26 protein-coding genes and 2 other annotated features are annotated in these 22,953 nt (G+C 31.6%); of the genes, 21 read left to right on the forward strand and 5 right to left on the reverse strand.

Annotation, left to right across the window (positions count from 1 at the left end; translation table 11 throughout):
• The first annotated feature begins 76 nt into the window (after window positions 1-76).
• The 19 genes from mnmA to B5E75_RS14715 all read left to right on the forward strand — a co-directional run bounded on the left by mnmA (window position 77) and on the right by B5E75_RS14715 (window position 16,944).
• Window positions 77-1,210 (forward strand): tRNA 2-thiouridine(34) synthase MnmA, encoded by a 1,134-nt coding sequence (gene mnmA / locus B5E75_RS05055; protein WP_087357698.1) that lies wholly within the window; start codon window positions 77-79, stop codon window positions 1,208-1,210.
• On the forward strand, window positions 1,210-3,402 hold the full coding sequence (gene recD2, locus B5E75_RS05060) for an SF1B family DNA helicase RecD2 (RefSeq protein ID WP_087357699.1): 2,193 nt from the start codon (window positions 1,210-1,212) through the stop codon (window positions 3,400-3,402). Before mnmA ends, recD2 begins: the two co-directional genes overlap by 1 nt.
• A gap of 42 nt (window positions 3,403-3,444) precedes the next feature.
• Window positions 3,445-3,582, forward strand: a complete 138-nt coding sequence (locus tag B5E75_RS14545) for a hypothetical protein (protein ID WP_162607639.1) — start codon at window positions 3,445-3,447, stop codon at window positions 3,580-3,582.
• A 49-nt stretch (window positions 3,583-3,631) separates the two neighbouring features.
• Entirely contained in the window at window positions 3,632-4,669 is a 1,038-nt protein-coding gene (locus B5E75_RS05065; RefSeq protein WP_087357700.1) for an AI-2E family transporter, read from the forward strand.
• A gap of 56 nt (window positions 4,670-4,725) precedes the next feature.
• A complete protein-coding gene (locus B5E75_RS05070; RefSeq protein WP_087357701.1) occupies window positions 4,726-5,679 on the forward strand; it encodes a Na/Pi cotransporter family protein in 954 nt (317 codons plus the stop codon).
• A gap of 9 nt (window positions 5,680-5,688) precedes the next feature.
• Window positions 5,689-6,216 carry a dihydrofolate reductase family protein gene (locus tag B5E75_RS05075; protein WP_162607640.1) on the forward strand — a complete coding sequence of 176 codons (528 nt, stop codon included), beginning with the start codon at window positions 5,689-5,691 and terminating at the stop codon, window positions 6,214-6,216.
• Between the two features lie 31 nt (window positions 6,217-6,247).
• Window positions 6,248-6,447: a binding site (T-box leader), on the forward strand.
• A gap of 35 nt (window positions 6,448-6,482) precedes the next feature.
• The gene (gene alaS / locus B5E75_RS05080) at window positions 6,483-9,092 is read left to right on the forward strand and encodes an alanine--tRNA ligase (RefSeq protein WP_087357703.1); all 2,610 of its coding nucleotides are present in this window, start codon (window positions 6,483-6,485) and stop codon (window positions 9,090-9,092) included.
• A gap of 63 nt (window positions 9,093-9,155) precedes the next feature.
• Complete coding sequence (locus tag B5E75_RS05085) at window positions 9,156-9,413, forward strand: IreB family regulatory phosphoprotein (protein WP_087243145.1); 258 nt, start codon at window positions 9,156-9,158, stop codon at window positions 9,411-9,413.
• A complete protein-coding gene (gene ruvX, locus B5E75_RS05090; RefSeq protein ID WP_087357704.1) occupies window positions 9,413-9,835 on the forward strand; it encodes a Holliday junction resolvase RuvX in 423 nt (140 codons plus the stop codon). Before B5E75_RS05085 ends, ruvX begins: the two co-directional genes overlap by 1 nt.
• 2 nt (window positions 9,836-9,837) lie before the next feature.
• Window positions 9,838-10,086: a DUF1292 domain-containing protein gene (locus tag B5E75_RS05095; RefSeq protein WP_087357705.1), complete on the forward strand. Its 249-nt coding sequence runs from the start codon at window positions 9,838-9,840 to the stop codon at window positions 10,084-10,086.
• 59 nt (window positions 10,087-10,145) lie between these two features.
• Entirely contained in the window at window positions 10,146-11,219 is a 1,074-nt protein-coding gene (locus tag B5E75_RS05100; protein ID WP_087357706.1) for a lactonase family protein, read from the forward strand.
• Between the two features lie 100 nt (window positions 11,220-11,319).
• Window positions 11,320-12,360: an endolytic transglycosylase MltG gene (mltG, locus tag B5E75_RS05105; RefSeq protein WP_087357707.1), complete on the forward strand. Its 1,041-nt coding sequence runs from the start codon at window positions 11,320-11,322 to the stop codon at window positions 12,358-12,360.
• A gap of 1 nt (window position 12,361) precedes the next feature.
• The gene (locus B5E75_RS05110; RefSeq protein WP_087357708.1) at window positions 12,362-12,961 is read left to right on the forward strand and encodes an O-methyltransferase; all 600 of its coding nucleotides are present in this window, start codon (window positions 12,362-12,364) and stop codon (window positions 12,959-12,961) included.
• Window positions 12,931-13,890, forward strand: coding sequence for a peptidase U32 family protein (locus B5E75_RS05115; RefSeq protein ID WP_241146624.1), 960 nt, complete (start codon window positions 12,931-12,933; stop codon window positions 13,888-13,890). The genes B5E75_RS05110 and B5E75_RS05115 overlap by 31 nt, the downstream gene beginning before the upstream one ends.
• Window positions 13,865-15,112 (forward strand): peptidase U32 family protein, encoded by a 1,248-nt coding sequence (locus B5E75_RS05120; RefSeq protein WP_087357709.1) that lies wholly within the window; start codon window positions 13,865-13,867, stop codon window positions 15,110-15,112. Before B5E75_RS05115 ends, B5E75_RS05120 begins: the two co-directional genes overlap by 26 nt.
• Complete coding sequence (udk, locus tag B5E75_RS05125) at window positions 15,112-15,738, forward strand: uridine kinase (protein ID WP_087357710.1); 627 nt, start codon at window positions 15,112-15,114, stop codon at window positions 15,736-15,738. Before B5E75_RS05120 ends, udk begins: the two co-directional genes overlap by 1 nt.
• A gap of 73 nt (window positions 15,739-15,811) precedes the next feature.
• Window positions 15,812-16,297, forward strand: a complete 486-nt coding sequence (gene greA, locus B5E75_RS05130; protein ID WP_087357711.1) for a transcription elongation factor GreA — start codon at window positions 15,812-15,814, stop codon at window positions 16,295-16,297.
• Window positions 16,298-16,340: 43 nt separating this feature from the next.
• Window positions 16,341-16,745, forward strand: a complete 405-nt coding sequence (locus B5E75_RS05135; protein ID WP_087357712.1) for an iron chaperone — start codon at window positions 16,341-16,343, stop codon at window positions 16,743-16,745.
• A gap of 25 nt (window positions 16,746-16,770) precedes the next feature.
• The gene (locus B5E75_RS14715; protein WP_164483536.1) at window positions 16,771-16,944 is read left to right on the forward strand and encodes a hypothetical protein; all 174 of its coding nucleotides are present in this window, start codon (window positions 16,771-16,773) and stop codon (window positions 16,942-16,944) included.
• 53 nt (window positions 16,945-16,997) lie between these two features.
• Here B5E75_RS14715 and B5E75_RS05140 read toward each other — a convergent pair whose 3' ends face one another.
• The gene (locus tag B5E75_RS05140) at window positions 16,998-17,309 is read right to left on the reverse strand and encodes a PTS sugar transporter subunit IIB (RefSeq protein WP_087357713.1); all 312 of its coding nucleotides are present in this window, start codon (window positions 17,307-17,309) and stop codon (window positions 16,998-17,000) included.
• Window positions 17,310-17,454: 145 nt separating this feature from the next.
• Between B5E75_RS05140 and B5E75_RS05145 the strand changes: the two genes are divergently transcribed.
• Together B5E75_RS05145 and B5E75_RS05155 are read left to right on the forward strand one after the other, a co-directional pair.
• Entirely contained in the window at window positions 17,455-17,751 is a 297-nt protein-coding gene (locus B5E75_RS05145; protein ID WP_087357714.1) for a hypothetical protein, read from the forward strand.
• A gap of 420 nt (window positions 17,752-18,171) precedes the next feature.
• Window positions 18,172-18,807 carry a DUF421 domain-containing protein gene (locus B5E75_RS05155; RefSeq protein WP_087357716.1) on the forward strand — a complete coding sequence of 212 codons (636 nt, stop codon included), beginning with the start codon at window positions 18,172-18,174 and terminating at the stop codon, window positions 18,805-18,807.
• 4 nt (window positions 18,808-18,811) lie between these two features.
• On the opposite strand, the gene B5E75_RS05160 is transcribed toward B5E75_RS05155, so the two are convergent.
• The 4 genes from B5E75_RS05160 to B5E75_RS05175 form a co-directional block, all read right to left on the reverse strand.
• Window positions 18,812-19,606 (reverse strand): ABC transporter ATP-binding protein, encoded by a 795-nt coding sequence (locus B5E75_RS05160; RefSeq protein ID WP_087357717.1) that lies wholly within the window; start codon window positions 19,604-19,606, stop codon window positions 18,812-18,814.
• Window positions 19,599-20,525 (reverse strand): ABC transporter permease, encoded by a 927-nt coding sequence (locus B5E75_RS05165; protein WP_087357718.1) that lies wholly within the window; start codon window positions 20,523-20,525, stop codon window positions 19,599-19,601. The genes B5E75_RS05160 and B5E75_RS05165 overlap by 8 nt, the downstream gene beginning before the upstream one ends.
• 4 nt (window positions 20,526-20,529) lie before the next feature.
• Window positions 20,530-21,507, reverse strand: a complete 978-nt coding sequence (locus B5E75_RS05170) for an ABC transporter substrate-binding protein (protein WP_241146625.1) — start codon at window positions 21,505-21,507, stop codon at window positions 20,530-20,532.
• Between the two features lie 45 nt (window positions 21,508-21,552).
• Window positions 21,553-21,775: a binding site (T-box leader), on the reverse strand.
• Window positions 21,776-21,901: 126 nt separating this feature from the next.
• Window positions 21,902-22,690 (reverse strand): ZIP family metal transporter, encoded by a 789-nt coding sequence (locus B5E75_RS05175; protein ID WP_087357719.1) that lies wholly within the window; start codon window positions 22,688-22,690, stop codon window positions 21,902-21,904.
• Window positions 22,691-22,953: the final 263 nt, after the last annotated feature.

The following is a 22,953-nucleotide window of genomic DNA, read 5'->3' on the forward strand; positions in this document are numbered from 1 at the left end:
AGTTGTTTTACATCTTTATTGATTTTTCTTTATAATTTGTAAAGAAAATGATAGAATAACCAAGAAGGAGGCGTCTATGAAACAAAGAGTTGTATTAGGTTTAAGTGGTGGTGTGGATAGTGCAGTTGCTGCTTATGTTTTAAAACAGCAAGGGTATGAAGTCATTGGTGTTTTTATGCGAAACTGGGATTCATCTTTAAATAATGATATTTTAGGAAATCCAACGAATAATGATGATATCTGCCCACAGGAAAAAGATTATAATGATGCCAAGAAAGTTGCAGAGCATCTAGGTATTGAGTTAAGACGTGTAGATTTTATTAAAGAATATTGGGATCATGTTTTTACTTATTTTTTAGAAGAATATGCCAAAGGAAGAACACCGAATCCAGATATTTTATGTAATAAACATATTAAATTTAAGGCATTTTTAGATTATGCCAGATCTATTGAGGCAGATTATATTGCGACAGGTCATTATGCACGTGTAGAACATCATGAAGGTGCAGATTCTGTTATGTTAAGAGGGGTTGATTCTAATAAAGATCAGACATACTTTTTATGTCAGTTAAATCAATCTCAACTACAATCTTCACTCTTTCCTATTGGTCATATGACAAAACCAGAAGTTAGAAAATTGGCAGAAGATTTAAAGCTTCCGGTTGCTCATAAAAAAGATAGTACAGGAATCTGTTTTATTGGAGAAAGAGATTTTAGAGAGTTCTTGAAAAATTATATTCCTGCAAAAGCTGGAAAAATGGTAGATATTGAAACAAATCAGGTTGTTGGTCAACATCAGGGGATTATGTACTATACAATTGGACAACGTAAAGGTTTAGGCATTGGTGGCGCTGGAGATGCGTGGTTTGTTGTAGGGAAAAAATATGATGAAAATATTTTATATGTGTGTCAAGGTGATCAAAATCAGTGGTTAATGAGTGAAGGTGCTTTGATTACGGATGTCAATTGGATCAGCAGCCAAAAACCACAAGGTGATTATGATTGTACAGCAAAATTTAGATATCGTCAAAAAGATAATGATGTGTCTGTCCGTTTTATTGATGAAAATACGCTTTTCGTTACTTTTAAGCAACCTGTTAAAGCCGTTACTCCAGGACAAGCAGCAGTTTTTTATGATGGTGATGTTTGCTTGGGTGGTGGCACAATTGAAAAGGTGTATAAAGATGATAAGGAGATTACATACTTATAATGTTGACATATACGGGAATTATAAAACGTATTAAATTTTATAGTGAAGATACTAAGTTTATTGTCTGTCTGATTGATAGTGAACAGGAAGATAAACCGATTTTAGCGACAGGTTATATGAGTTATGTCAATCTTCAAGATAAATATCATTTTCAGGGAGAATATATTATTCATCCTAAATATGGTAAACAATTTCAAATTCAATCTTATGAGATTGTTTTAGCGAATGAAGAAAGTGAAATCATTCGCTATTTATCTAGTCCTTTATTTAAAGGCATTGGTGAAAAACAGGCAACAGCTATTGTAGAAGTTTTAGGAAAAGATGCATTAACCAAAATCAAAGAAGATAAACATGTTTTAGATCATGTTCGTGGTATGAATGAAACCAAGCGTGAAACCATAGCTAGTGTTTTGTCTTCACAGGATTTTGATCAGGAAGTTTTGATGTTTTTTATGGGACATGGCATTTCTACACGTCATCTGGCTTTAATTCAAGCTGTTTATCAAGAAAAAACATTGGATATTTTACAAAATAATCCTTATCAGCTTATTGATGATATTGATGGAATAGGATTTAAGACAGCGGACGATTTAGCTTTAAAGATAGGTGTTGATCAATATGATCATCATCGTATACAGGCAGCCATTGTCTATGCTTTAAAAGAAGCCTGTTTTCAAGATGGAAGTACTTATCATAACTATGAAACAATTGTCAAAAGATTTCATAGATATATACCTCAAATAGATGATGAGAGTTTTGAAGCAGCATTTACTGATGTTTTAGAACAAAACAAGATTATTCAAGAAGAAGATCGTTATTATCCTTATGAGTTATATCAAAGTGAAATCAACATATCACAAATCTTTAAAAGATGGCTACATACACCTCTTTATGATATTAATTCAAAAGACATAGACAAGATTTTAGAAGATTTAGAAAAAGAACTTTTTATTGAATATGATGATTTTCAAAAAGATGCGATTAAACTTTTTATGGAACATTCAGCCATGATTATTACAGGAGGACCGGGAACAGGAAAAACAACAATTGTCAATGCGATGATTAAGATTTATCAACGTTTAAATCCTGATCAGCGATTAGCCATTGTTGCCCCAACTGGGAGAGCTGCAAAACGTTTAAGTGAAGTCACTGGTGTTGAGGCATGTACAATTCATCGTTTATTAAAATGGGATTTACATACCAATACTTTTGCGGTTAATGAAAAAAATCCTTTGGATGTTGATTTACTCATTATTGATGAGTTTTCAATGGTTGATTCGTTGTTATTTTCCCATCTTTTATTAGCGTGTCAAAAAGTTAGTCAGATTTTATTAATTGGTGATGATCAGCAATTACCATCTGTTGCACCAGGACATGTTTTAAAAGATTTAATAGAAAGTGAATGTATTCCTACCATTGCTTTGCATTACATCTATCGTCAATCTAAAGAAAGTGGTATTGTCCAACTGGCACATAGTATTCGTAATGATCAGTATGATGAAAACTTGTTTTTTCAATATTCAGATATACATTTTCAAACATGTACACCTTATGATGTTGTGAAGTATGTACGTGTTCTTGTATCCAAAGCATTAGAAGATGGCTATGATGGACAAGATATCCAAGTTTTAGCACCGATGTATAATGGAGTTGCTGGTATTGATGCTTTAAATGATTGTTTACAGGAATTGTTGAATCCATCGGATGGATTTAAAAATGAATTGCGTGTGGGCAAAAGAGTATTTAGAGAAGGAGATAAAATCTTACAGTTAAAAAATCGTGTTGAAGATAATGTTTTTAATGGTGATATAGGAACTTTAGTAGAGATTTGTTATAAGGATAATTTTGAATATTTAACAGATAAGATGATTGTAGATTTTGATGGAACGATTGTAGAATATACACCACAGGAGTTTTATACTTTAACTCATGCTTACTGTATGAGTGTTCATAAATCACAAGGGAATGAGTTTAAAATTGTGATTATGCCTGTGCTTAAAGACTATTATATTATGTTGAAGAAAAATCTAATTTATACTGGACTCACACGAGCAAAACAATCTTTATGGTTTTTGGGAAGTCATCAGGCTTTTGTTTATGGTGTTACACATAAACAGGATGAAAGAAGAAAAACAACATTAATTGAAAGAATGAAAAAAACTCCAGAGATTTCTTTGTATGATTTTGAATAATGAGGACATACTAAGAATGTACTTTTAAAGGAGTGAATAATCATGTCAAAATTAGCTGTTGCTTTTTTCTCGGCAGGAATTGTTGCTGCGGCAATGATTATGATGAGTGATATGCCATGTGCAGATAGCATTGAACATAGTGTTCATAAAGCCAAAAAAGCGATTAAAGAACAACTTTAAGAAGTACAAAAGGACTGATGAACAGTCCTTTTCTTCTCGAGGAGGTTTTATGAAAAAAGAAAATATAGCAAAATCTCTTATTTTATTGAGTCTATGTGCGATTTTATTATACTATGTGTATACATTGTTTCGTATTGGAGCACTTATCAGCTATCTTTTACGATTGATATTTCCATTGTTAATAGCTTTGTTTTTTCATTTCTTAATTGATCCTATTATTGATTATTTTACAAATGATCGTTTATCAAGAAAAATCGTTGTTACACATCTTTATTTATCATTTTCATTATTATTTATTCTAAGTTGTTATTTTCTTATTCCTTATTTATTAGATCAATGTCTTTTATTTTATCATCGCATTTGTGATAGTCAAATCATGGTTAATCCCATCTTTTCAACATTTATTCATTTTTTAGAAGACTATCAGATTATTAATTATTTTATTGATATTTTTAATGGTTGGACACAGGCCGTTATTTATTGGGCAGGTAATATATTAATTGCTTTAGGTATTTCTTTTTATTTATCTTATGATAATTTACATCTCATTGAAAAAACGATTATCTACTTACCTTTTGAAAAACAAGGTATCTGTATGCAAACACTAAAAAAACTCAAATTAACAACTTATCAATTTATGAAATCTATGATTTTAGATTTTATCTTTTTCTTTATCATGTGTTTGATACCTTTTTTCTTTATCAATCAAAATTATGCAATCTGGATTGCTTTATTTTTAGCTTTGACAAATCTGATTCCTTATGTTGGACCTTATATTGGTGGTATTCCTGTGATTATTTATGAGTTTTTTATTGATCAACATTTAGGTTATGCTTCTTTTGTTGTTGTTATGGTTTTACAATATCTGGAATCCTCCTATTTACAGCCTTATCTTTTTTCTAGAGGCATTCAAATACACCCCATCTATCTTATTATAGCATTAACCTTCTTTGGTGATTTATTTGGTATTGTAGGTATGATCTTTTCACCATTATTGTTATCTTATGTGATTTTTCTTGTAGAATTATTAAAGAATTTACATATTAGAGAAGATATTCAAAGAATAATGCATCATGAAAATGAATAAGAATTTCTCAAATTTTCTTTTTATTATCATATATGATAATAAAGGGGTGTGAAATCATGACAGCAACACATTATTTGGGTTTATTAGGAGGACTGGCTTTATTTCTTTTGGGAATGAATATGTTGTCACAAGGATTGACATCAGGACTGGGAGAAAGATTAGAAATCATTCTTTTAAAATTAACCAATCATCGCATGAAAGCGATAGGAGTGGGTATACTTTTAACAGCTTTGATCCAAAGTTCTTCAGCTATGAGTGTGATATTGATTGGTTTTTTAAATGCTCATATTATGACTTTAAAAAGAGCAATATGGATTATGATGGGAGCCAACATTGGAACGACTATTACTGGACAGATGATAGCCTTAGATATCGGTGCTTTTGCACCGGCATTATCATTTATAGGAGTTTTGTTTTATTTGATTAGTCAAGGTATCAAACAGCTTATAGGTCAAGTCATGATGGCTTTAGGTCTTTTGTTTATGGGGTTAGAAATGATGTCACAATCCATGCTGCCATTACAACATTCCTCATGGGTTATTGGTCTTTTTATGCAACTTCAAAATCCTTTATTATGTGTTGGTATGGGTATGTTATTTACGGCACTCATTCAAAGTTCATCAGCATCCGTAGGCATTTTACAAATTTTAGCGATGCAACAGCTTGTTTCATTTCAACAGTCAGTTTATCTTTTATTAGGTTTTGACTTAGGAACCTGTATCACAGGTTTTTTAGCTTCTTTATCTGGTTGTCGTAATGGTAAACGTCTGGCTCTTTTTCATTTCCTTTTTAATCTTGTAGGAGCTATGAGTTTTCTTGTTTTATGTCAATGCCTACCTTTGATTGATATGATTAAAAATATATCACCCTTATCCCCAAACCATCAAATTGCCAATATGCATACTTTCTATAATATACTCACCACATTCATTGTTTTATTGTGTGAACCTTATTTAATGAAAGTCATTCAATGGATATATCCAAGTCACTATAAAAATCATGGAAAGTAGGAATCAATGATGCGTAAAGTTATTTTATATATTGCAATGAGTTTAGATGGATATATGGCTGATCAAGATGGTCGTATTGACTGGTTACATGGTGACAATACTTCATATCCACCAACTGAAAGCTACTATCATCTTTTAAAACATGTTGATTGTGTCATTATGAGTGAAAAAGCTTTTCAAATGATGCAAAAGAAACTAGAGCAACAGATTCATCAGGGATTGAAAATTTATGTTTTATCATCGATAACACAATTATCTTTTGATAATATTGTCTTTACTTTGGAAGATATCTGCACTTTAGTTAAAAGACTAAAACAAGAAGCTGGAAAGGATATCTGGATTTGTGGAGGTCAACAATTTATTACTCCATTAATCCAAGCTAATATGATAGATGAGTATCATATTTCTATGATTCCTGCTTTAATTGGTAAAGGAGCACGTCTATTTGAAGACTTTGATCATGAAAAAAGATTATCTTTAATCAAGACATATGTTTATAATGGGATTGTTGATATTGAATATGAGAAGAAGTATTGATTTTTTATGATAAATTGGATATAATATCAAAGTCAAATCGTTGAAGAAGAAAAGTATTTATAAGTGAACTTATAGAGAGGAAATGGTTGGTGCAAATTTCTAGAAGCTTATAAAGAAAGCTACCTTCTAAGAGTGATGAAAACATCAACGTATGTCGGCGTTAACGATTAAAGAGCATAATGAATATTCATTATGAATGAGGATGGTACCGCGATAATAGTCGTTCCTTTTCAGGAATGACTTTTTTTATTCAAAGGAGGAAAATTATGAAACAATTAACAGGAAATCAAGTACGTCAGATGTTTTTGGATTTTTTTAAGTCTAAAGGACATATGATTGAACCAGGGGCATCATTGATTCCCCACAATGATCCTACTTTATTATGGATCAATGCTGGTGTTGCAGCATTAAAAAAATATTTTGATGGAACAGAAAAACCAGCTTGTAATCGTATTGCAAATGCACAAAAATCTATTCGTACAAATGATATTGAAAATGTAGGGAAAACTGCCAGACATCATACATTTTTTGAAATGTTAGGAAACTTCTCAATTGGAGATTATTTTAAAGAAGAAGCCATTCCTTTTGCTTGGGAGTTTTTAACAAGTCCAGAATGGATTGGGTTTGATAAAGACAAATTATATGTCAGTGTTTATACTGATGATGAAGATGCTTATCGTATTTGGACAGAAGTATGTCATGTTGATCCAAGTCATATTTTAAAAACATATGATAACTTCTGGGAAATTGGTGAAGGACCAGGTGGACCAGATTCAGAAATTTTCTATGATCGTGGAGAAAAATATGATCCAGAAGGATTAGGAGAAAAACTATTCTTTGATGAAATGGAAAATGATCGTTACATTGAAGTATGGAATGTTGTCTTTTCACAATATGACTGCAACCCTGCCATTGATCGTAAAGAATATAAAGAATTACCACAAAAAAATATTGATACAGGAATGGGTCTTGAAAGACTTGTCAGCATTATTCAAGAGGGAGAAACAAACTTTGATACAGACTTGTTCTTGCCTATTATCCATGCGACTGAAAAGCTTGCAAAGGTTCCATATCAAGATAACAAAATGGCTTATCGTGTGATTGCTGATCATATCCGTACTGTGACTTTTGCATTAAGCGATGGTGCGTTATTTGATAATGCTGGACGTGGTTATGTTTTAAGAAGAATTTTAAGACGTGCAGTACGTTATGGTAAAAAGATTGGTATTGATCATTCATTTATGTATGAACTAGTTGGTGTGGTTGCGGATATCATGAAAGATTTCTATGATTATCTACCATCAAAAGTAGACTATGTCAGTGGTTTGGTGAAAAAAGAAGAAGAAGCATTCCACAAAACATTATCTAATGGTGAAAAATTATTAAATCAGATGTTACAAAAGAGTGAGAATTATTTATTAAATGGTCAAGATGCTTTTAAATTATATGATACATATGGTTTCCCATTAGAATTAACTGTAGAAATTGCTCAAGAATCAGGCTTTGAAGTCGATGAAGAAGGATTTAAAGCAGAAATGAAAGCGCAACAGGAACGTGCCAGAAATGCACGTGGAGATATGGAATCAATGTGTTCACAAAAACCAGATTTAATGGCTTTTGATGAACCATCTGAATTTATCTATAATCCTGCACCAATTCAGGCAAAGGTCATTGCGACATTTGTTGATGGAGTCAAATGTGATGCGATTGATACAAAAGGTGAAATCATTTTAGATCAGACAACCTTCTATGCTGAAATGGGTGGTCAATGTGCTGATACAGGAACAATGAACAATGAAAGTACTGATGTTAATGTGACTTATGTTTGTAAAGCTCCACATCAACAACATTTGCATACTATTCATGTGACAAACGGAAGTGTTAAAACAGGTGATGTTCTTACACTTCATGTAGATATGAAAAAACGTGCTTTGATTACACATAATCATACAGCAACACATCTTTTACAAAAAGCGCTTAAAAATGTATTAGGAGATCATGTTTCACAGGCAGGTTCTTATGTTGATGATCAAAGATTGCGTTTTGACTTTACACATCCTCAAAAAGTAACAGATGAAGAATTGAAACAAGTAGAAGATCAAGTCAATGAACAGATTTTTAATGGTTTAGATGTTTGTATTCAATCTATGAGTAAAGATGAAGCAATGAAATCTGGAGCAATGGCTTTATTTGATGAAAAATACGGTGATGTTGTACGTGTTGTCAGTGTCGGTGATTATTCTAAAGAATTATGTGGTGGATGCCATGTTTCTAATAGTATTGAAATTGGTATCTTTAAAATTGTTGGTGAAGAAAGCATTGGTTCTGGTGTTAGACGTATTGAAGCTGTCACATCTATTCAGGCTTACCGTGCTTTTAAAGAAAGTGAAGCTTTATTAAATCAGGTTCAAGATTTATTAAAAATTAAAAATAAGAATGAAACAATTGAAAAAGTAACACATTTTATCGAAGAAACAAATGAATTAAGAAAAGAAAGAAATCAATATTTAGATCAAATCAATGCCTTATCAGCAAAAGAACAGACAAAAAATATTGAAGATATTAATGGTGTTCAATTCCTATTTGTAGAAGAAAGTAAAGATGTTGCTTCAGCAAAACAAATGGCTTTTGATTTAAGAGATCAATTACAACATGGTTTTGTTGTGATGGTTAATACTTATGAAGGAAAAATCTCATATTTTGTGGCACTTACAAAATCTATGGTTAAAGATGGTTATAAGGCTGGAGATATGATAAAAACAATCAATCAAGTGACTAATGGTCGTGGTGGTGGAAAGCCAGACTTTGCTCAAGGTGGATGTCAGGACGCATCACAGATTAAGGAAGCTATTGCACAAATCAAAGCACAATTCTAAGTTTTACTAGCAATTTGCAATTATTTAGTGTAATATAGATTATATAGATGGGAGGTAGTACAAATGGGAAAAGATTTTACTCAAACACGTCTATTTAATTCAGAAGAAATTAAAAGAGAAGTTATCCATTCTCATTTAATGACAGTTGCTAATGCTTTAGATGAAAGAGGATATAATGCAGTTCATCAAATTGCTGGTTATTTGATTTCTAACGATCCTGCTTATATCTCAAGCCATAAAGGGGCACGTTCAATTATTCAACAGATTGATCGTGATGAGATTATTGAAGAACTTGTGAAGTTCTATCTGGAGTCTAAATAGTGGAAAAAATATTAGGTTTAGATTTAGGTTCAAGAACTTGTGGGATTGCGATGAGTGATGCTTTGGGAATGATTGCTCATGGTGTTGAAACTTATCGATTTGAAGAAAATAATTATAAGAGTGCTGCCAGACATATTCAAAAAATTGTTGAAGAACATCATATTCATACAATTGTTCTTGGTTTACCTAAACATATGAATGGTGATTTAGGAGAAAGAGCACAAATTTCTATGGCTTTTAAAGAAAGACTGGAAAAGATGATGGATGTTGAAGTTGTTTTGATTGATGAAAGATTAACAACGGTGATGGCACAGAATCAATTGATTTTTGCAGATGTTTCTCGTAAAAAAAGAAAAAAAGTCATTGATAAGATGGCAGCTGTACAAATTTTACAAGGTTACTTAGATGGTCAAAGGAGATAATCATGGACGTTAATAAAATAAAGGTCATTGATGATGACGGTAATGAATTAGAATTTGATGTACTTTTTACTTTTGATAGTGAAGATACTGGAAAAAAATATGTTTTATATTATGATGCAGATGATGAAGATGCACAAGTTTATTCATCTATCTATGATGATGAAGGAAACCTATATCCTATTGAAACACCTGATGAATGGGATATGATTGAAGAAGTCTTTAACAGTTTTATGGCTGAAGATGAAGAATAATAACATGGATTGGTATCACAGGGTAACTGATGTTACCCTTCTTTATTAAGGAGGAAAATATGGGATTATTTTTTAAAAAAAGAAAAGTCAAACCAATATTTGTAGGAAGTTATGGAAATGATCTAACAAGAGGAATCTATGTTTTTCATTTGGATATTGATAATGGGGAAATTTTAAAAAAGAAGTTTTATAAGTCATTAGCGAATCCTATTGCTATTTCTAAACGTGAACGTTTTATTTATGTATGTTATAAAAATAATACAGGTAGACCTACAGATGGTGGATTATGGCAATACGCATCAATGGATTTACAATTTGGTTTAGTTGCCAAATCAACAGATCATGGAAAAACATATGTCAATAGTTATGTGAATGAAGATCGTACTTATGCTTATGCTGTGGATTACTATAATAGTGAAGTTGTCGTTATTGCTATTTTAAAACAGAAACTTATTAGAGTTGTTCAAACAATTAAACATACGGGAAGTAGTATTGATCCAAAACGTCAGAGTGAAGCTCATCCATGCTTTATAGATATGACACCAGATCATAGAATGGTTGTCTGTGATTTGGGAACAGATGAGGTTGTTTTGTATGATATTGGTGAAAAAGGAAGACTTTATCGCAATGATGAACTGACTTTAAAATTAGAGGCGGGTTCTGGACCTAAGAAAATCATTTTCTCATCTGATGGACAATTTGCCTATGTTTTAAATGAATTATCAAGTCAAGTTTTTGTATATCGTTATCAGGATGGACAAATGTCTTTAGTGCAAAAAGTCATGACCTATCCAACAGATGAATATATAGGTCAAAATACAGCAACTGATATTTTAATGAATGAAAAAGGAGATTATCTTTTCGTTTCTAACAGTGGTCATGATTCTATTACAACTTTTGAAGTTGATACAACAACAGGTATGTTGAATACAGTAGATAATACCGATACAGATGAAAAACCTGTACAAATGATTCTCGTTATTGATAAATATGTTGTTGTAGCTTGCCAAAAAGGTGGAACGATTGAATCTTTTGAATTAAAACGTGGTGAATCTAAGGGCGTTTTATTTGAAACACATTTCAGTTATATGGTTGGTGAACCTGTTTGTTTGATTGAAGGAAGAGGATTATAAGAGCAGAAATGCTCTTTTTTGTTGAAATGGATAAAAAATGAGTGAAAGTTGATAATTCCTGCAAAATAACCTATAATAAATAAATGATGGAGGATGATTTATGAAGAATAAGAAATTAATAGGAATCATTGCGGGTGTTGTCATTGTTTTCATTATAGGTGTTATTATTTTTTATAATGTTGGTATTTCTTCAGTGTCATCAAAAGATGAAGATGTGATTGTGACAGTTGAACAGGGTTCAACATCTTCTTCGATTCTTGATGCATTGGATGAAGCTGGGCTTGTTAAAAATAAATTATGTGGGCAAATTTTCTTGAAATTGAATCGTTATGATCATTTACAGGCAAATACATATATATTGAATAAAAATATGTCATTATCTGATATTTTTTCATTGATAGAAAACCCTGATATTGATCATATTGTTTTATCTAAATTGACAATTAAAGAAGGAACAACAATTCCGGAGGTTGCCAAAGAATTTGCACAGATTTTAAATATTTCTGATGATGAAGTGATTAAACAATGGGAAGATCAAGCATATTTAAAATCATTAATAGATGAATACTGGTTTATAGACGATAGTATTTTAAATTCAGAGATTCTTTATCCATTAGAAGGATATTTATATCCAGAAACTTACTATATTACTGAAAAAGAGCCGGATTTAAAAAGCATGACAAAATTAGCATTAGATATGATGGATGAACAATTATCCGTTTATCGTAGAGATATTGAAAAATTAGGATGGACTCCTCATCAGTTTTTAACATTTGCTTCTATTGTTGAAAGAGAATCGTTATATGATGAAGATCGTCCTATAATTGCTGGTGTTTTTATGAATCGTTTAAATCAAGATATGTTATTACAAAGTGACATTACTGTTAATTATGCATGGCAAAGAACAGGTGTTGATGTCAGTGTGGCTCATACACAAATTGATTCACGTTATAATACATATAAGTATACAGGATTACCTGTTGGACCAATCAGCACTATTTCTAAGGTGACTTTAGAGTCATGCATTCATTATAAACATCATGATTATCTCTATTTCTTTGCAAAAGAAGATGGAACTGTGATTTATAGTCGTACATATAAAGAACATAAACAAGTCGTAAAGGAGAATAAATGGTATTAATATGTTGTCATTAGAAGAATTAGAACAGGATGCTTTAAGACGTCATATTCCTGTTATGCAAAAAGAAGGCATCTTCTTTTTGATTGAACAGTTAAATAAAAAAGGAGCATCATCATGTTTAGAAATTGGTTCAGCCATTGGTTATTCAGCTATGATGATGGTCACGCATGTAGATGATTTAAAAGTAGAAACTATTGAATTGGATAACGATCGTTATTTAGAAGCTGTTTGTCATATTCGTGAGCATCATCTTGAACAAAGGATTACGATTCATCATCATGATGCTTTGACTTTTGATACACAATTATTACAACATGCTCCTTATGATTGTTTGTTTATTGATGCGGCTAAGGCTCAATATCAAAAGTTTTTTGAAAAATATGTTCCATTTGTCAAAGAGGATGGTATTATTGTTGTGGATAATTTGGACTTTCATGGGATGGTTTTTGATATTGATCATATTAAAAATAGAAATACAAGACAACTTGTTAAAAAAATCAAAAGATTTAAAGATTGGATTTTTCAACATGAGAATTATGATGTTGAATACTATGCTGTTGGAGATGGCATATGTGTTATTCAAAGAAAGGATCAAGAATGAAGTTAATATTATCATTAAATCGTAAAGAAAGACTATATGATTATGTATCTATGGGTATTGATACATTTATATTAGGGTGTGAATATTCTTTTTATGCTCCTTATTATTATTCATTAGAAGATATCAAGACAATTTGTCAACAATATCCTCAATGTCATTTTTATGTTGCGCTTAATGCTTTATATGATGAACATGATATAGAAACATTAAAAAATTATATAGATGAATTATCAAAACTTTCTATTTATGGTATTATTTTTGAAGATTTTGGTGTTTTACAAATCGTGAAAGATAAGCAATATTCATTTGATATGATGTATGCTCCGGAAACATTAAATACCAATGCGATGACATTAAATGTTTTAAAAGAACAGGGTGTAACCAGTGCGCAAATCGCACGTGTTATTCCATTAGAAGAACAATTATTAATCCAGCAACAAGTTAATATGCCTTTAATGTTGCAGGTTCATGGGGTAGAATATATTGCTGCCAGTAAAAGAGCATTATTAAGCAATTATCAAAAAGCTTCAGGACTTGAATTTGATAAAGAAAGTCAAACACGTTTAACGATTCAAGCAAGAAATTCTGATTATGCTTTTCATATTTATGAAGATCAAAAGGGTACACATATTTTTTCTTTCACACGTTTATATATGTTAGATTTATTGAATCAGATTCATCATTTTGATTATTTATATATTGAAACATTAATGATGAGTGAAGAAGAAGCTGTAGAAGTGGCTTCACTTTATAGTGATGCTTTAAAGAGTTTTGAAAATCATACATATGATCGTGATGTGAAAGCATATATGCGTTTGCTGTATCAATTAAAAACACCATTAGATCGTGGTTTTCTATTTGATCAGACAGTTTATAAATTAGAAGATGTAAGGAAGATGGATCATGAGAAAAATCAGTCAAATCATTGATGGGAAAAGAAAAATTATAAAAAAACCAGAATTATTAGCTCCGGCTGGTAATCTTGAAAAGTTAAAAGTAGCGATTATGTATGGCGCCGATGCTGTTTTTGTAGGTGGAAAAGAATTTTCATTACGTTCACAGGCTTCTAATTTTACTTTAGAAGATATCCGTGAAGGTGTTGAATTTGCGAAAAAATATGGAGCTCATATTCATGTCACATGCAATATTATTTTACATCAGGATAATCTAGAAGGACTGAAAAACTATTTAAAACAATTAGATGATATAGGTGTCACAGCCATTATTGTTGCTGATCCTTATATTATGAAAATAGCTAAAGATATGCATTTAAATCTTGAAGTTCATGTGTCTACACAACTTTCTACTTTGAATAGTCAAGCAATTGCATTTTATCAAAAGATGGGAATGGATCGTGTTGTTTTAGGACGAGAAGTGACTTATGAAGATTTAAGAGCAATTATGGATAAAGTGGATGTAGATATAGAATATTTTATTCATGGAGCAATGTGTATTCATTATTCTGGTAGATGTATGCTTTCTAACTATTTAAGTCGTCGTGATGCCAATCGTGGTGGTTGTTCACAATCTTGTCGCTGGTATTATGATTTATATCAGGATGGTGTTCTTGTCAATAAAGAAGATGATATGCCTTTTAGTATGTCAAGTAAAGATATGAGTCTTGTTCATCATATTGGTGAACTGATTGAATTAGGAGTTGATTCTTTTAAAATTGAAGGACGTATGAAATCGGTTCATTATATTGCGACAATTGTGTCTACTTATCGTAAATTGATTGATGCCTATTGTGAAGATCCTGATCATTTTCAACAAGATGATTTTTATGAAAAAGAATTACAAAAAGCAGCCAACCGAGCTTTATGTCATGGATTTTATTTTGATCATCCAGGTGTTGATGAGCAATTATTTAATATGCGTGATGAACATCCTACACAAGAATTTGTGATGCGTATTGTCGATTACAATCATCAAAATCATTTAGCTAAAATAGAACAAAGAAATTATTTTGAAATGGGTGATCAGATTGAAATTTTCTCTCCACATCATGATAATCTTTTCTTTACAGTTGAAAAACTTTATAATGAAGATATGGAAGAAGTCACAAAAGCAAATCATCCAATGGAAATACTCTATGTTGAAATACCTCATCGTGTATTAGCAAATGATATGGGAAGAAAGGTGAGAAAATGATGAAAAATCAAGCTGTTATTATTGGTATAGCTGGAGGAAGTGCCTCAGGGAAAACCTCAATAGCGAAACAGTTATATGATTATTTTAAAGGACATCATAAAGTAAAAATTTTAAAACAAGATGATTATTATAAAGATCAAAGTCATTTAAGTTTTGAAGAACGTGCTAAAACAAATTATGATCATCCTTTTGCATTTGATACAGATTTACTGGTAGAACATTTAAAAAAGCTAAAGAAAAAAGAACGTATAGAAAAACCAACATATGATTATACTTTACATACACGTAGTTCTATTACTGAAGTCATCGAAAAAAGAGATGTGATTATTTTAGAGGGTATTTTTGTTTTAGCTGAACCTTCAATAAGAGAGTTATGTGATATTCTTGTTTATGTTGATACAGATAGTGATATCCGTTTTATCAGACGTTTAAAAAGAGATATCGAAGAAAGGGGAAGAAGTCTGCAATCTGTTTGTGAACAATATCTGACAACAGTTAGACCTATGCATGAACAGTTTATTGAACCTTCTAAAAAATATGCACATATCATTATTCCTGAGGGTGGAAGTAATCATGTGGCTGTTGATTTATTAACAACAAAAATCAAAAGTATCATTGATGAATAGAGAAAATTTAAGAGAGAATGCTAGTATTTTCAACATATTTATGTTATAGTATAGTCTGCGAGGTGGATAAATTATGGATCATGATGCAGTTTTATTAACCCAAAGTGGGGTTGAAAAACTAAAACAAGAAAAAGAACAGTTAATTAATGTCGAAAGACCAAAAGTTATTGAAGAATTGCAATTAGCACGTTCTCAAGGTGACTTATCAGAAAATGCGGATTATGATGCAGCTAGAGATAAACAGGCACATATTGAAGCAAGAATCAAAGAAATTGATCAAATGCTTTTACATGTGCAAATTATTGATGAATCACAATTAGATAGCACAGTTGCAAAACCAGGAGCAACTGTCACAATTTTAGATTTATCAGAAGCCAATGCTCAAGAAGAAACTTTTACAATCGTTGGAACATTTGAAACAGATCCATTGAATGGTAAAATTTCAAATGAATCTCCATTAGCGAAAGCTATTCTTGATCATGGTGTTAATGAAATTGTTTCAGTCGGTGTTGCTGAACCATATGAAGTTAAAATTTTAAAGATTGAATATCTTGCATAGATGATGTGAAAACATCATCTTTTTCAATAGGAGGTTATAACAAATGTGGATATGTCCTCGATGTGGTCGTGAATTCAAAAAAATCAATCAAAGTCATTATTGTGGTCAGGCACCAAAAACAGTGGATGAATATATTGATTTACAGCCATTAGAAACTCAAAGTCATTTAAGAAGAATGAGAAACATTTTATTAAAGAGTGTTCCTTGTTTAAAAGAACGTATTTTATGGAGTATGCCTTGTTATGAAAAAGATGGTCAGTCTATTTCGTTTGCAGCTTGTCAAAAACACATCAGTCTTTATGTAGGTGAAAAAGTGATTGAAAAGTTTGCTTCGCATTTAACAAAGTGGCAGACAAAGAAAAATGCTATCTATTTTCCTTATAACCAAACCTTACCTGATCAACTGATAGAAACTATTGCAAGATACTGTTTACAAACATCAGATTGATTGTTAATGGAGGTGATTCATTGTTATGTATAAAACAGAGTTAATTGAAGATATTACTGTAGAAAATGTGACAGAAAAAATAGATGAAAAAATAAAAGAGATGGAAAAGAAAAGTTATCATCTTATTACCATGTCTTTTTTAGGGACACAAAGAGCTGTACTGGTATTTAAAAAAGGACTAAAGGGAAGTTTGCTTTAAAAAATAGAAATGGATTTGTTAATGAAAAAGCTATAAATAAACCAAAAATTTATTTATAGCTTTTGATGATCTAATATTTGCAAAGCATTCAAAAAGACATTTTTACCATTCATTGTTCCATAATCACGCATAGATATATCCATGATAGGAATATTAGGTAAAGACTTCTGAATCTGCTTTCTCATATATTTTACTTGTGGAGCTAATAAAATAATATGGGCATCAGTGGCCTGATGACATATATCATGAACTCCTAAAGCCCTTATATCAATAGATATCCCTTGTTGATTCGCTTCTCTCTTGATTTTTTCAACTAATAAACTTGTAGACATAGCAGCTGCACAGCATAAAACCATATGTATCATCAATAACCCCCTCACTTTACTTGATATATTTATTATAGATGAAATAAAGAAAAAAATCTAATTGTTTTTTGTTGCTTAAAGAGAAATTTGTTATTTTTTTGAAAATAGTATATAATAAGAAAAGGAAAAAGTAGGTGGTGATCATATGCAAGAAAGTCGTCAATTTAATCGTGCTGTATTGAGTTTGTGGATACTCTTTTTAATTGTCGTTGTAGCTGTTAATACAATTTATGCTTTTATTCTTCCTATGAGTACATTGGAGCTTTATCTTGGTCCTTTGAATTTCTTTAATATAGCAGCAGCAACATTATTTGTTGGTGTTTTAGAAGATTCAATGGTCAATGATTTAAAGAAGAACACTGCTCTGGCATGTTTAGTACGTATTCCTTATGTTATTTTAATTGTTGTTGCAATATTTTTCTCATGTATGTTGCTATTTTAAAAAGACTTCTTATTGAAGTCTTTTTTTATGCAATCATACGACTTTTTAGTTCTTTAAAAAAACCAATGAATATAAAAATAAGTGGTTTAAAAATAAGATGTATATATTGAATATGATTAAGATGAAAGCATAAACTCATCAAAAAATAAAAGACAGCAAAGATGATACAATGTTTCATACGTTGATGTGGTAAATGGGAAGTGAGATATAATGCAGAAATGATTAAAATAAAATATGAGAATATTTGTATCATGATTTGTATGAAAAGGGTATTCATTTGCATGAAATAAGAAATAATGGAAAGAATAAATGAGATAAGTATAAAGGGAATCAGAAAGATTAAGCATGCATAAATATAGGTACGTAGTGTTTGTTTCATAGTTTCCTCCTGATATACTTTATGCAAAGGAGTTGACTTTTATGAGATATCTGGAAATCTTTATTGAAAGTTTTGGAACATATCTTTTACTTGTTTTCATGATTAGATTTTTAGGAAAGAAAGAGATGAGTAAATTAAGTGTTTCAGATTTGATTGTTTTTTTGATTATTAGTGAATTAATGACAATGTCTATTGGAAATAAAGATGTTAATTTTTTGCAGGCTGCATTAGCTGTTTTTGTGATTGTTGTCATGGATAAGTTATTCACTGTCATCTCATTAAAAAATCCTTTTTTTAAAAAGATTGTAGAAGGACATCCTACTTTCATTATTTTTCAAGGAAAAGTGAATCAAAAGAAAATGGCATCTTTAAAATATAGTGTTGATGATCTTTGTCATCATTTAAGAGAACAGGGGATAGGTTCTATATCAGAGGTTGAATTTGCTGTTTTAGAAACTGATGGACAATTATCGGTTATTGAAACAAAGAAAAGTGAAGTGAAAGTCCCTGCGGCCATTATTAGTGATGGAGTCATTGATTATGAGATATTGAAACTGATGAATCGTGATGAAGCATGGCTGATGAAACAACTGAAACAGGCAGGGATACAGGATTATCATGATGTTTTTTATTGCATTGTAGAAAAAGAACGCTTATTTATCATTAAAAAAGGCTAGATCACTAGCCTAATAACATTCTATCATTGACAAATTCTTCTCCAATGGCTTCTTCAAATTTTTTAAGCAAATCGTTGACTGTTAATTGCTTTTTTGCTTCACCTTCCACATCATAAATGATATGACCATCATACATCATAATTAAACGATTTCCAATGTCAATAGCATCTTTCATATTGTGTGTGACCATCATAGCAGTTAAATGTTGTCTTGTGACAATTTCATTCGTTAAGGTCAAAACTTTGGTACTTGTGGCAGGGTCTAATGCAGCTGTATGTTCATCCAATAACAATAATTGAGGTTTATGGAGAGTTGCCATGAGGAGGGTTAATGCCTGACGCTGTCCTCCAGAGAGTAATCCAACTTTTGTTGTTAAACGATCTTCTAAACCTAACCCTAATGTTTTGACAGCTTCATAATATTGTTCTTTTTCTTTTTTTGTAACTCCCCAACGTAAACTACGTTTTTGTCCACGACGAGCAGCCATAGCTAAGTTTTCGATAATTTGCATATCCGCAGCCGTTCCCATCATAGGATCTTGAAAAACACGACCTATGAATTGAGCACGTTGATATTCTGGAGCTAAGGAAATATCTTGACCATTTAATGTGATGATACCACAGTCAATGGGATAGACCCCTGCAATCAGATTTAACAATGTACTTTTCCCAGCCCCATTACCACCAATGACTGTTACAAAATCTCCTTCTTTTAATTCTAAATTTAAGGATTTGATAACGCATTTTTCATTAGGAGTTCCTATATGAAATGATTTAGAAACTTTTTCTAATTTAAGCATGATTTTGCAGTTCCTTTCCAGTTAATTTTTTATACATTGAAAGACGTTTTCTTTTATTGACAATGACAGGAACAGTGAGAGCTACAGCGACAATAAAAGCTGTTAACAGTTTTAAATCATCAGTATTTAATCCCATTTGTAAAACAATCGCAACAATCATACGATAAATAATAGAACCAATAATAATAGAAGTTAAACGTAATTTAAATCCAGCCTTTTTACCAAAAATAACTTCACCAATCACAATCGAAGCCAGTCCAATCACAATGGCTCCCGTTCCCATTTTCACATCTGCTACACTTTGTTGTTGTGTGACCAATGCACCACTCATAGCAACGAGTCCATTGCTGAGCATTAAACCAAATAATTTCATAGTATCAGTATTCACACCATTGGCTCTGACCATATTTTCATTATTACCAGTTGCTCTTAAACATGAACCAAATTCCGTTCCTAAAAACCAGTAAATCCCAATCACTACAATTAAACTAAAGAAAATCCCAATACAGATTGTAATCCATTGTGAAGTGAGGGGAATAAGTTTGGCAAAATCTTTAAAAAGGGTTGATGACTGTAATAAAGGAATATTACTCTTTCCCATAATTCTAAGATTAATAGAATATAAAGCTAATTGAGTTAAGATACCAGCTAAAATGGCTGGCATTTTGCATTTTGTATGCAAAAAACCTGTTATAAATCCGGCTAAAAAACCAGATAAAGTCGCTAATAATATTGCGATAATAGGGTGGATACCTGCAATCAAAGCAACAGCACATACAGCACCACCAGTCGCAAAACTGCCATCTACTGATAAATCAGCAATATCTAGAATTCTAAATGTTAAATAGATACCAAGAGCCATGATACCCCAAAGGATTCCTTGACCAATGGCTCCCTGTAAAGATAATAGGATAGACATCAATCTATCCTCCAATCATTGTTGCTTGAAGATCAGCAGGGACTTCAATACCTAACTGTGTAGCGACTTTTTGATTCACAAAATATTGACAGTCTTTAGCATCAACAAAAGTAACAGGTGTTTCTTGAACTTTTGATTCACCATTTAAAATTGCAAGAGCCTGTTTACCAGCGTTTTGTCCAACAGTATAGTAATCTAAGCTTAGGGTTGCTAGACCACCATTTTCACACATACTTTCTTCCCCAACGATGACAGGTAACTGATTTTCATTTGTGACTTGTGCTACCGTTGCCATATTAGAAGCTAAAAGGTTATCAGTTGGAATATAAACAGCATCATATTGACCAATCATGGATTGAGCTACTTGTTGAATAGCACTTGAATCATTTGATACTGTTACAACTTTAGCTTCTAAACCTAAATCTTTAGCGGCTTCTAAGGCAATTTCACCTTGATAAATAGAATTGGCTTCATCACTACAATAGAATACTGCAATTTTTTTGGCATCAGGCACTAAAGTCTTTAATAGTTCCATTTGTTCTTTAACAGGATTTAAATCACTGGCACCAGTCACATTGGTTTCTGGTTTTTCATTAGATTTGACAACTCCTGCTGTTTCAAAATCAGTAACAGCTGCACCAACAATAGGAATATCTGTTGTTTTATTTGCCGCAGCCTGTAAAGCATCAGTTGCAATAGCATAAATTAAATCATCACCATCATTGACAAATTTTTCAGCAATCGTTTGACAATTGGATGGATCACCACTGGCATTTTGAAAATCAATGTTTTCTTCCTTAACACCAGCTTCTATTAAAGTATCCTTAAATCCCTCATAAGCCTTATCTAATGCTGGGTGTTGCGCAAACTGAATAGCACCAATTTTAACTTCCGATAAATCCTTAGGTTCACTACTATCACTGGCACAACCTGATAACAGCATCCCCATAGCTAATAATAATACAGATAGTTTTTTCATCATATCACATTCCTCTCTCTTTTTTTTATAAAACAAAAAGACCCGTCCCAAGAGGGCGAGTGAACGCGGTACCACCTCAATTTATTATAATTTCACAATTATAACCTTTGTAAGTTGAATAACTTTTCATAAATAACGTTATGACCCCGATTACCCCTTATCAAAGTAACAGCTCCGTGTTGAATTCAAAATTTCTTTACGTATGATTTGCACCAACCATCATATCTCTATTGTCACAGAAATATTTACTATGTCACATCATGGCTTTTTGTTTTATATATCTTTTATCATAATGAAATGAAAATTATTTGTCAATGCTTTTTAAAAAAATAAAATAAAAAGAATCTGTATTTTGCGAATTATTTTGAAATATTTTAGAAAAAACACGAATTTTAAATCAAGATAACATTATATCTAAAATCATCATAACCGTAAATCCAATCATACAGGATAAAGCACCGATATCTATTTGACGATGACAACAGGCTTCAGGAATCATATCTTCAACACAGACAAAAAGCATAGCTCCAGCAGCAAAACTTAATGCAAAAGGGAGTATATTTTGAATTAGTGACGCAAAGATATAGCCTAAAATAGCGGCAGGAATTTCAATGATTCCAGAAAACTGTCCATACATCATCGAAACAAAACGACTTTTTCCATATTGATGCATGGGTAATGCTATAGCGGTGCCTTCAGGAAAGTTTTGAATACCAATACCAATAGAAAGAATCAAGGCTGGAATAAATTGTTGATGAGCACTGGCAAAAGCGACACCGACAGCTAAACCTTCGGGAATATTGTGTAATGTCATGGCTAACATAAGGAGCTGATTTTTAGAAAAACGAGAATGAACGCCTTCAATTTCTCCGGAAATCATATGCTTGTGTGGTAAAAAATGATCACAGAGTGCTAAAAAGATAACACCACATAAAAAACCAAGTGGAATAATGAGTAAAAACCATTTGGGCATATTTTCTAATAAATTCATAGCTGGCAGGATTAAAGAAAAGAATGATGCAGCAATCATAATACCTGCACTGCTGCCCAGTGCTATGGAAACAATCTGTTGATTTTCTTTATTGGTAAAATAGACTAACGAAGCCCCTAAAAATGTGGAAAGCCAGTTAAAAAGAATGGCTCCAATAAATATCAAAACAGGCATCTGTTGTAATAGAGTTAACACATTTTCACCTCATTATAGAGTATGAAAAAGATGATTTTATGTGACAAAAAAAGCTATGCATCACATAGCTTAGTATTGAAGATAGTCTAAGAAGTCACGGGGTTTCCCAAAACGAATAAGTTTTATGGGAAATCTCTTTTTTGATTTTCTCTTATGCTGGTTTAAAATCACGGGAAATTCTATAATGGTATTATCAGGATATATCTTCTGAAATCTATAGAAAGAAAAAAAGATGAAACCCTCCCGACCAAAGTTGAGTCTCA

Origin of the sequence: Massiliimicrobium timonense (assembly GCF_002160865.1) — a bacterium.
In the GTDB taxonomy this organism is placed as follows: Bacteria; Bacillota_I; Bacilli_A; order Erysipelotrichales; family Coprobacillaceae; genus Allocoprobacillus.

Excerpts from the sequence above, each read along its gene's own strand:
- mnmA (WP_087357698.1), top strand. The coding sequence starts at position 77 with ATGAAACAAAGAGTTGTATTAGGTTTAAGTGGTGGTGTGGATAGTGCA.
- recD2 (WP_087357699.1), top strand. The coding sequence starts at position 1,210 with ATGTTGACATATACGGGAATTATAAAACGTATTAAATTTTATAGTGAA.
- B5E75_RS14545 (WP_162607639.1), top strand. The coding sequence starts at position 3,445 with ATGTCAAAATTAGCTGTTGCTTTTTTCTCGGCAGGAATTGTTGCTGCG.
- B5E75_RS05065 (WP_087357700.1), top strand. The coding sequence starts at position 3,632 with ATGAAAAAAGAAAATATAGCAAAATCTCTTATTTTATTGAGTCTATGT.
- B5E75_RS05070 (WP_087357701.1), top strand. The coding sequence starts at position 4,726 with ATGACAGCAACACATTATTTGGGTTTATTAGGAGGACTGGCTTTATTT.
- B5E75_RS05075 (WP_162607640.1), top strand. The coding sequence starts at position 5,689 with ATGCGTAAAGTTATTTTATATATTGCAATGAGTTTAGATGGATATATG.
- alaS (WP_087357703.1), top strand. The coding sequence starts at position 6,483 with ATGAAACAATTAACAGGAAATCAAGTACGTCAGATGTTTTTGGATTTT.
- B5E75_RS05085 (WP_087243145.1), top strand. The coding sequence starts at position 9,156 with ATGGGAAAAGATTTTACTCAAACACGTCTATTTAATTCAGAAGAAATT.
- B5E75_RS05095 (WP_087357705.1), top strand. The coding sequence starts at position 9,838 with ATGGACGTTAATAAAATAAAGGTCATTGATGATGACGGTAATGAATTA.
- B5E75_RS05100 (WP_087357706.1), top strand. The coding sequence starts at position 10,146 with ATGGGATTATTTTTTAAAAAAAGAAAAGTCAAACCAATATTTGTAGGA.
- mltG (WP_087357707.1), top strand. The coding sequence starts at position 11,320 with ATGAAGAATAAGAAATTAATAGGAATCATTGCGGGTGTTGTCATTGTT.
- B5E75_RS05110 (WP_087357708.1), top strand. The coding sequence starts at position 12,362 with ATGTTGTCATTAGAAGAATTAGAACAGGATGCTTTAAGACGTCATATT.
- B5E75_RS05115 (WP_241146624.1), top strand. The coding sequence starts at position 12,931 with ATGTGTTATTCAAAGAAAGGATCAAGAATGAAGTTAATATTATCATTA.
- B5E75_RS05120 (WP_087357709.1), top strand. The coding sequence starts at position 13,865 with ATGAGAAAAATCAGTCAAATCATTGATGGGAAAAGAAAAATTATAAAA.
- udk (WP_087357710.1), top strand. The coding sequence starts at position 15,112 with ATGAAAAATCAAGCTGTTATTATTGGTATAGCTGGAGGAAGTGCCTCA.
- greA (WP_087357711.1), top strand. The coding sequence starts at position 15,812 with ATGGATCATGATGCAGTTTTATTAACCCAAAGTGGGGTTGAAAAACTA.
- B5E75_RS05135 (WP_087357712.1), top strand. The coding sequence starts at position 16,341 with ATGTGGATATGTCCTCGATGTGGTCGTGAATTCAAAAAAATCAATCAA.
- B5E75_RS14715 (WP_164483536.1), top strand. The coding sequence starts at position 16,771 with ATGTATAAAACAGAGTTAATTGAAGATATTACTGTAGAAAATGTGACA.
- B5E75_RS05140 (WP_087357713.1), bottom strand. The coding sequence starts at position 17,309 with ATGATACATATGGTTTTATGCTGTGCAGCTGCTATGTCTACAAGTTTA.
- B5E75_RS05145 (WP_087357714.1), top strand. The coding sequence starts at position 17,455 with ATGCAAGAAAGTCGTCAATTTAATCGTGCTGTATTGAGTTTGTGGATA.
- B5E75_RS05155 (WP_087357716.1), top strand. The coding sequence starts at position 18,172 with ATGAGATATCTGGAAATCTTTATTGAAAGTTTTGGAACATATCTTTTA.
- B5E75_RS05160 (WP_087357717.1), bottom strand. The coding sequence starts at position 19,606 with ATGCTTAAATTAGAAAAAGTTTCTAAATCATTTCATATAGGAACTCCT.
- B5E75_RS05165 (WP_087357718.1), bottom strand. The coding sequence starts at position 20,525 with ATGTCTATCCTATTATCTTTACAGGGAGCCATTGGTCAAGGAATCCTT.
- B5E75_RS05170 (WP_241146625.1), bottom strand. The coding sequence starts at position 21,507 with ATGATGAAAAAACTATCTGTATTATTATTAGCTATGGGGATGCTGTTA.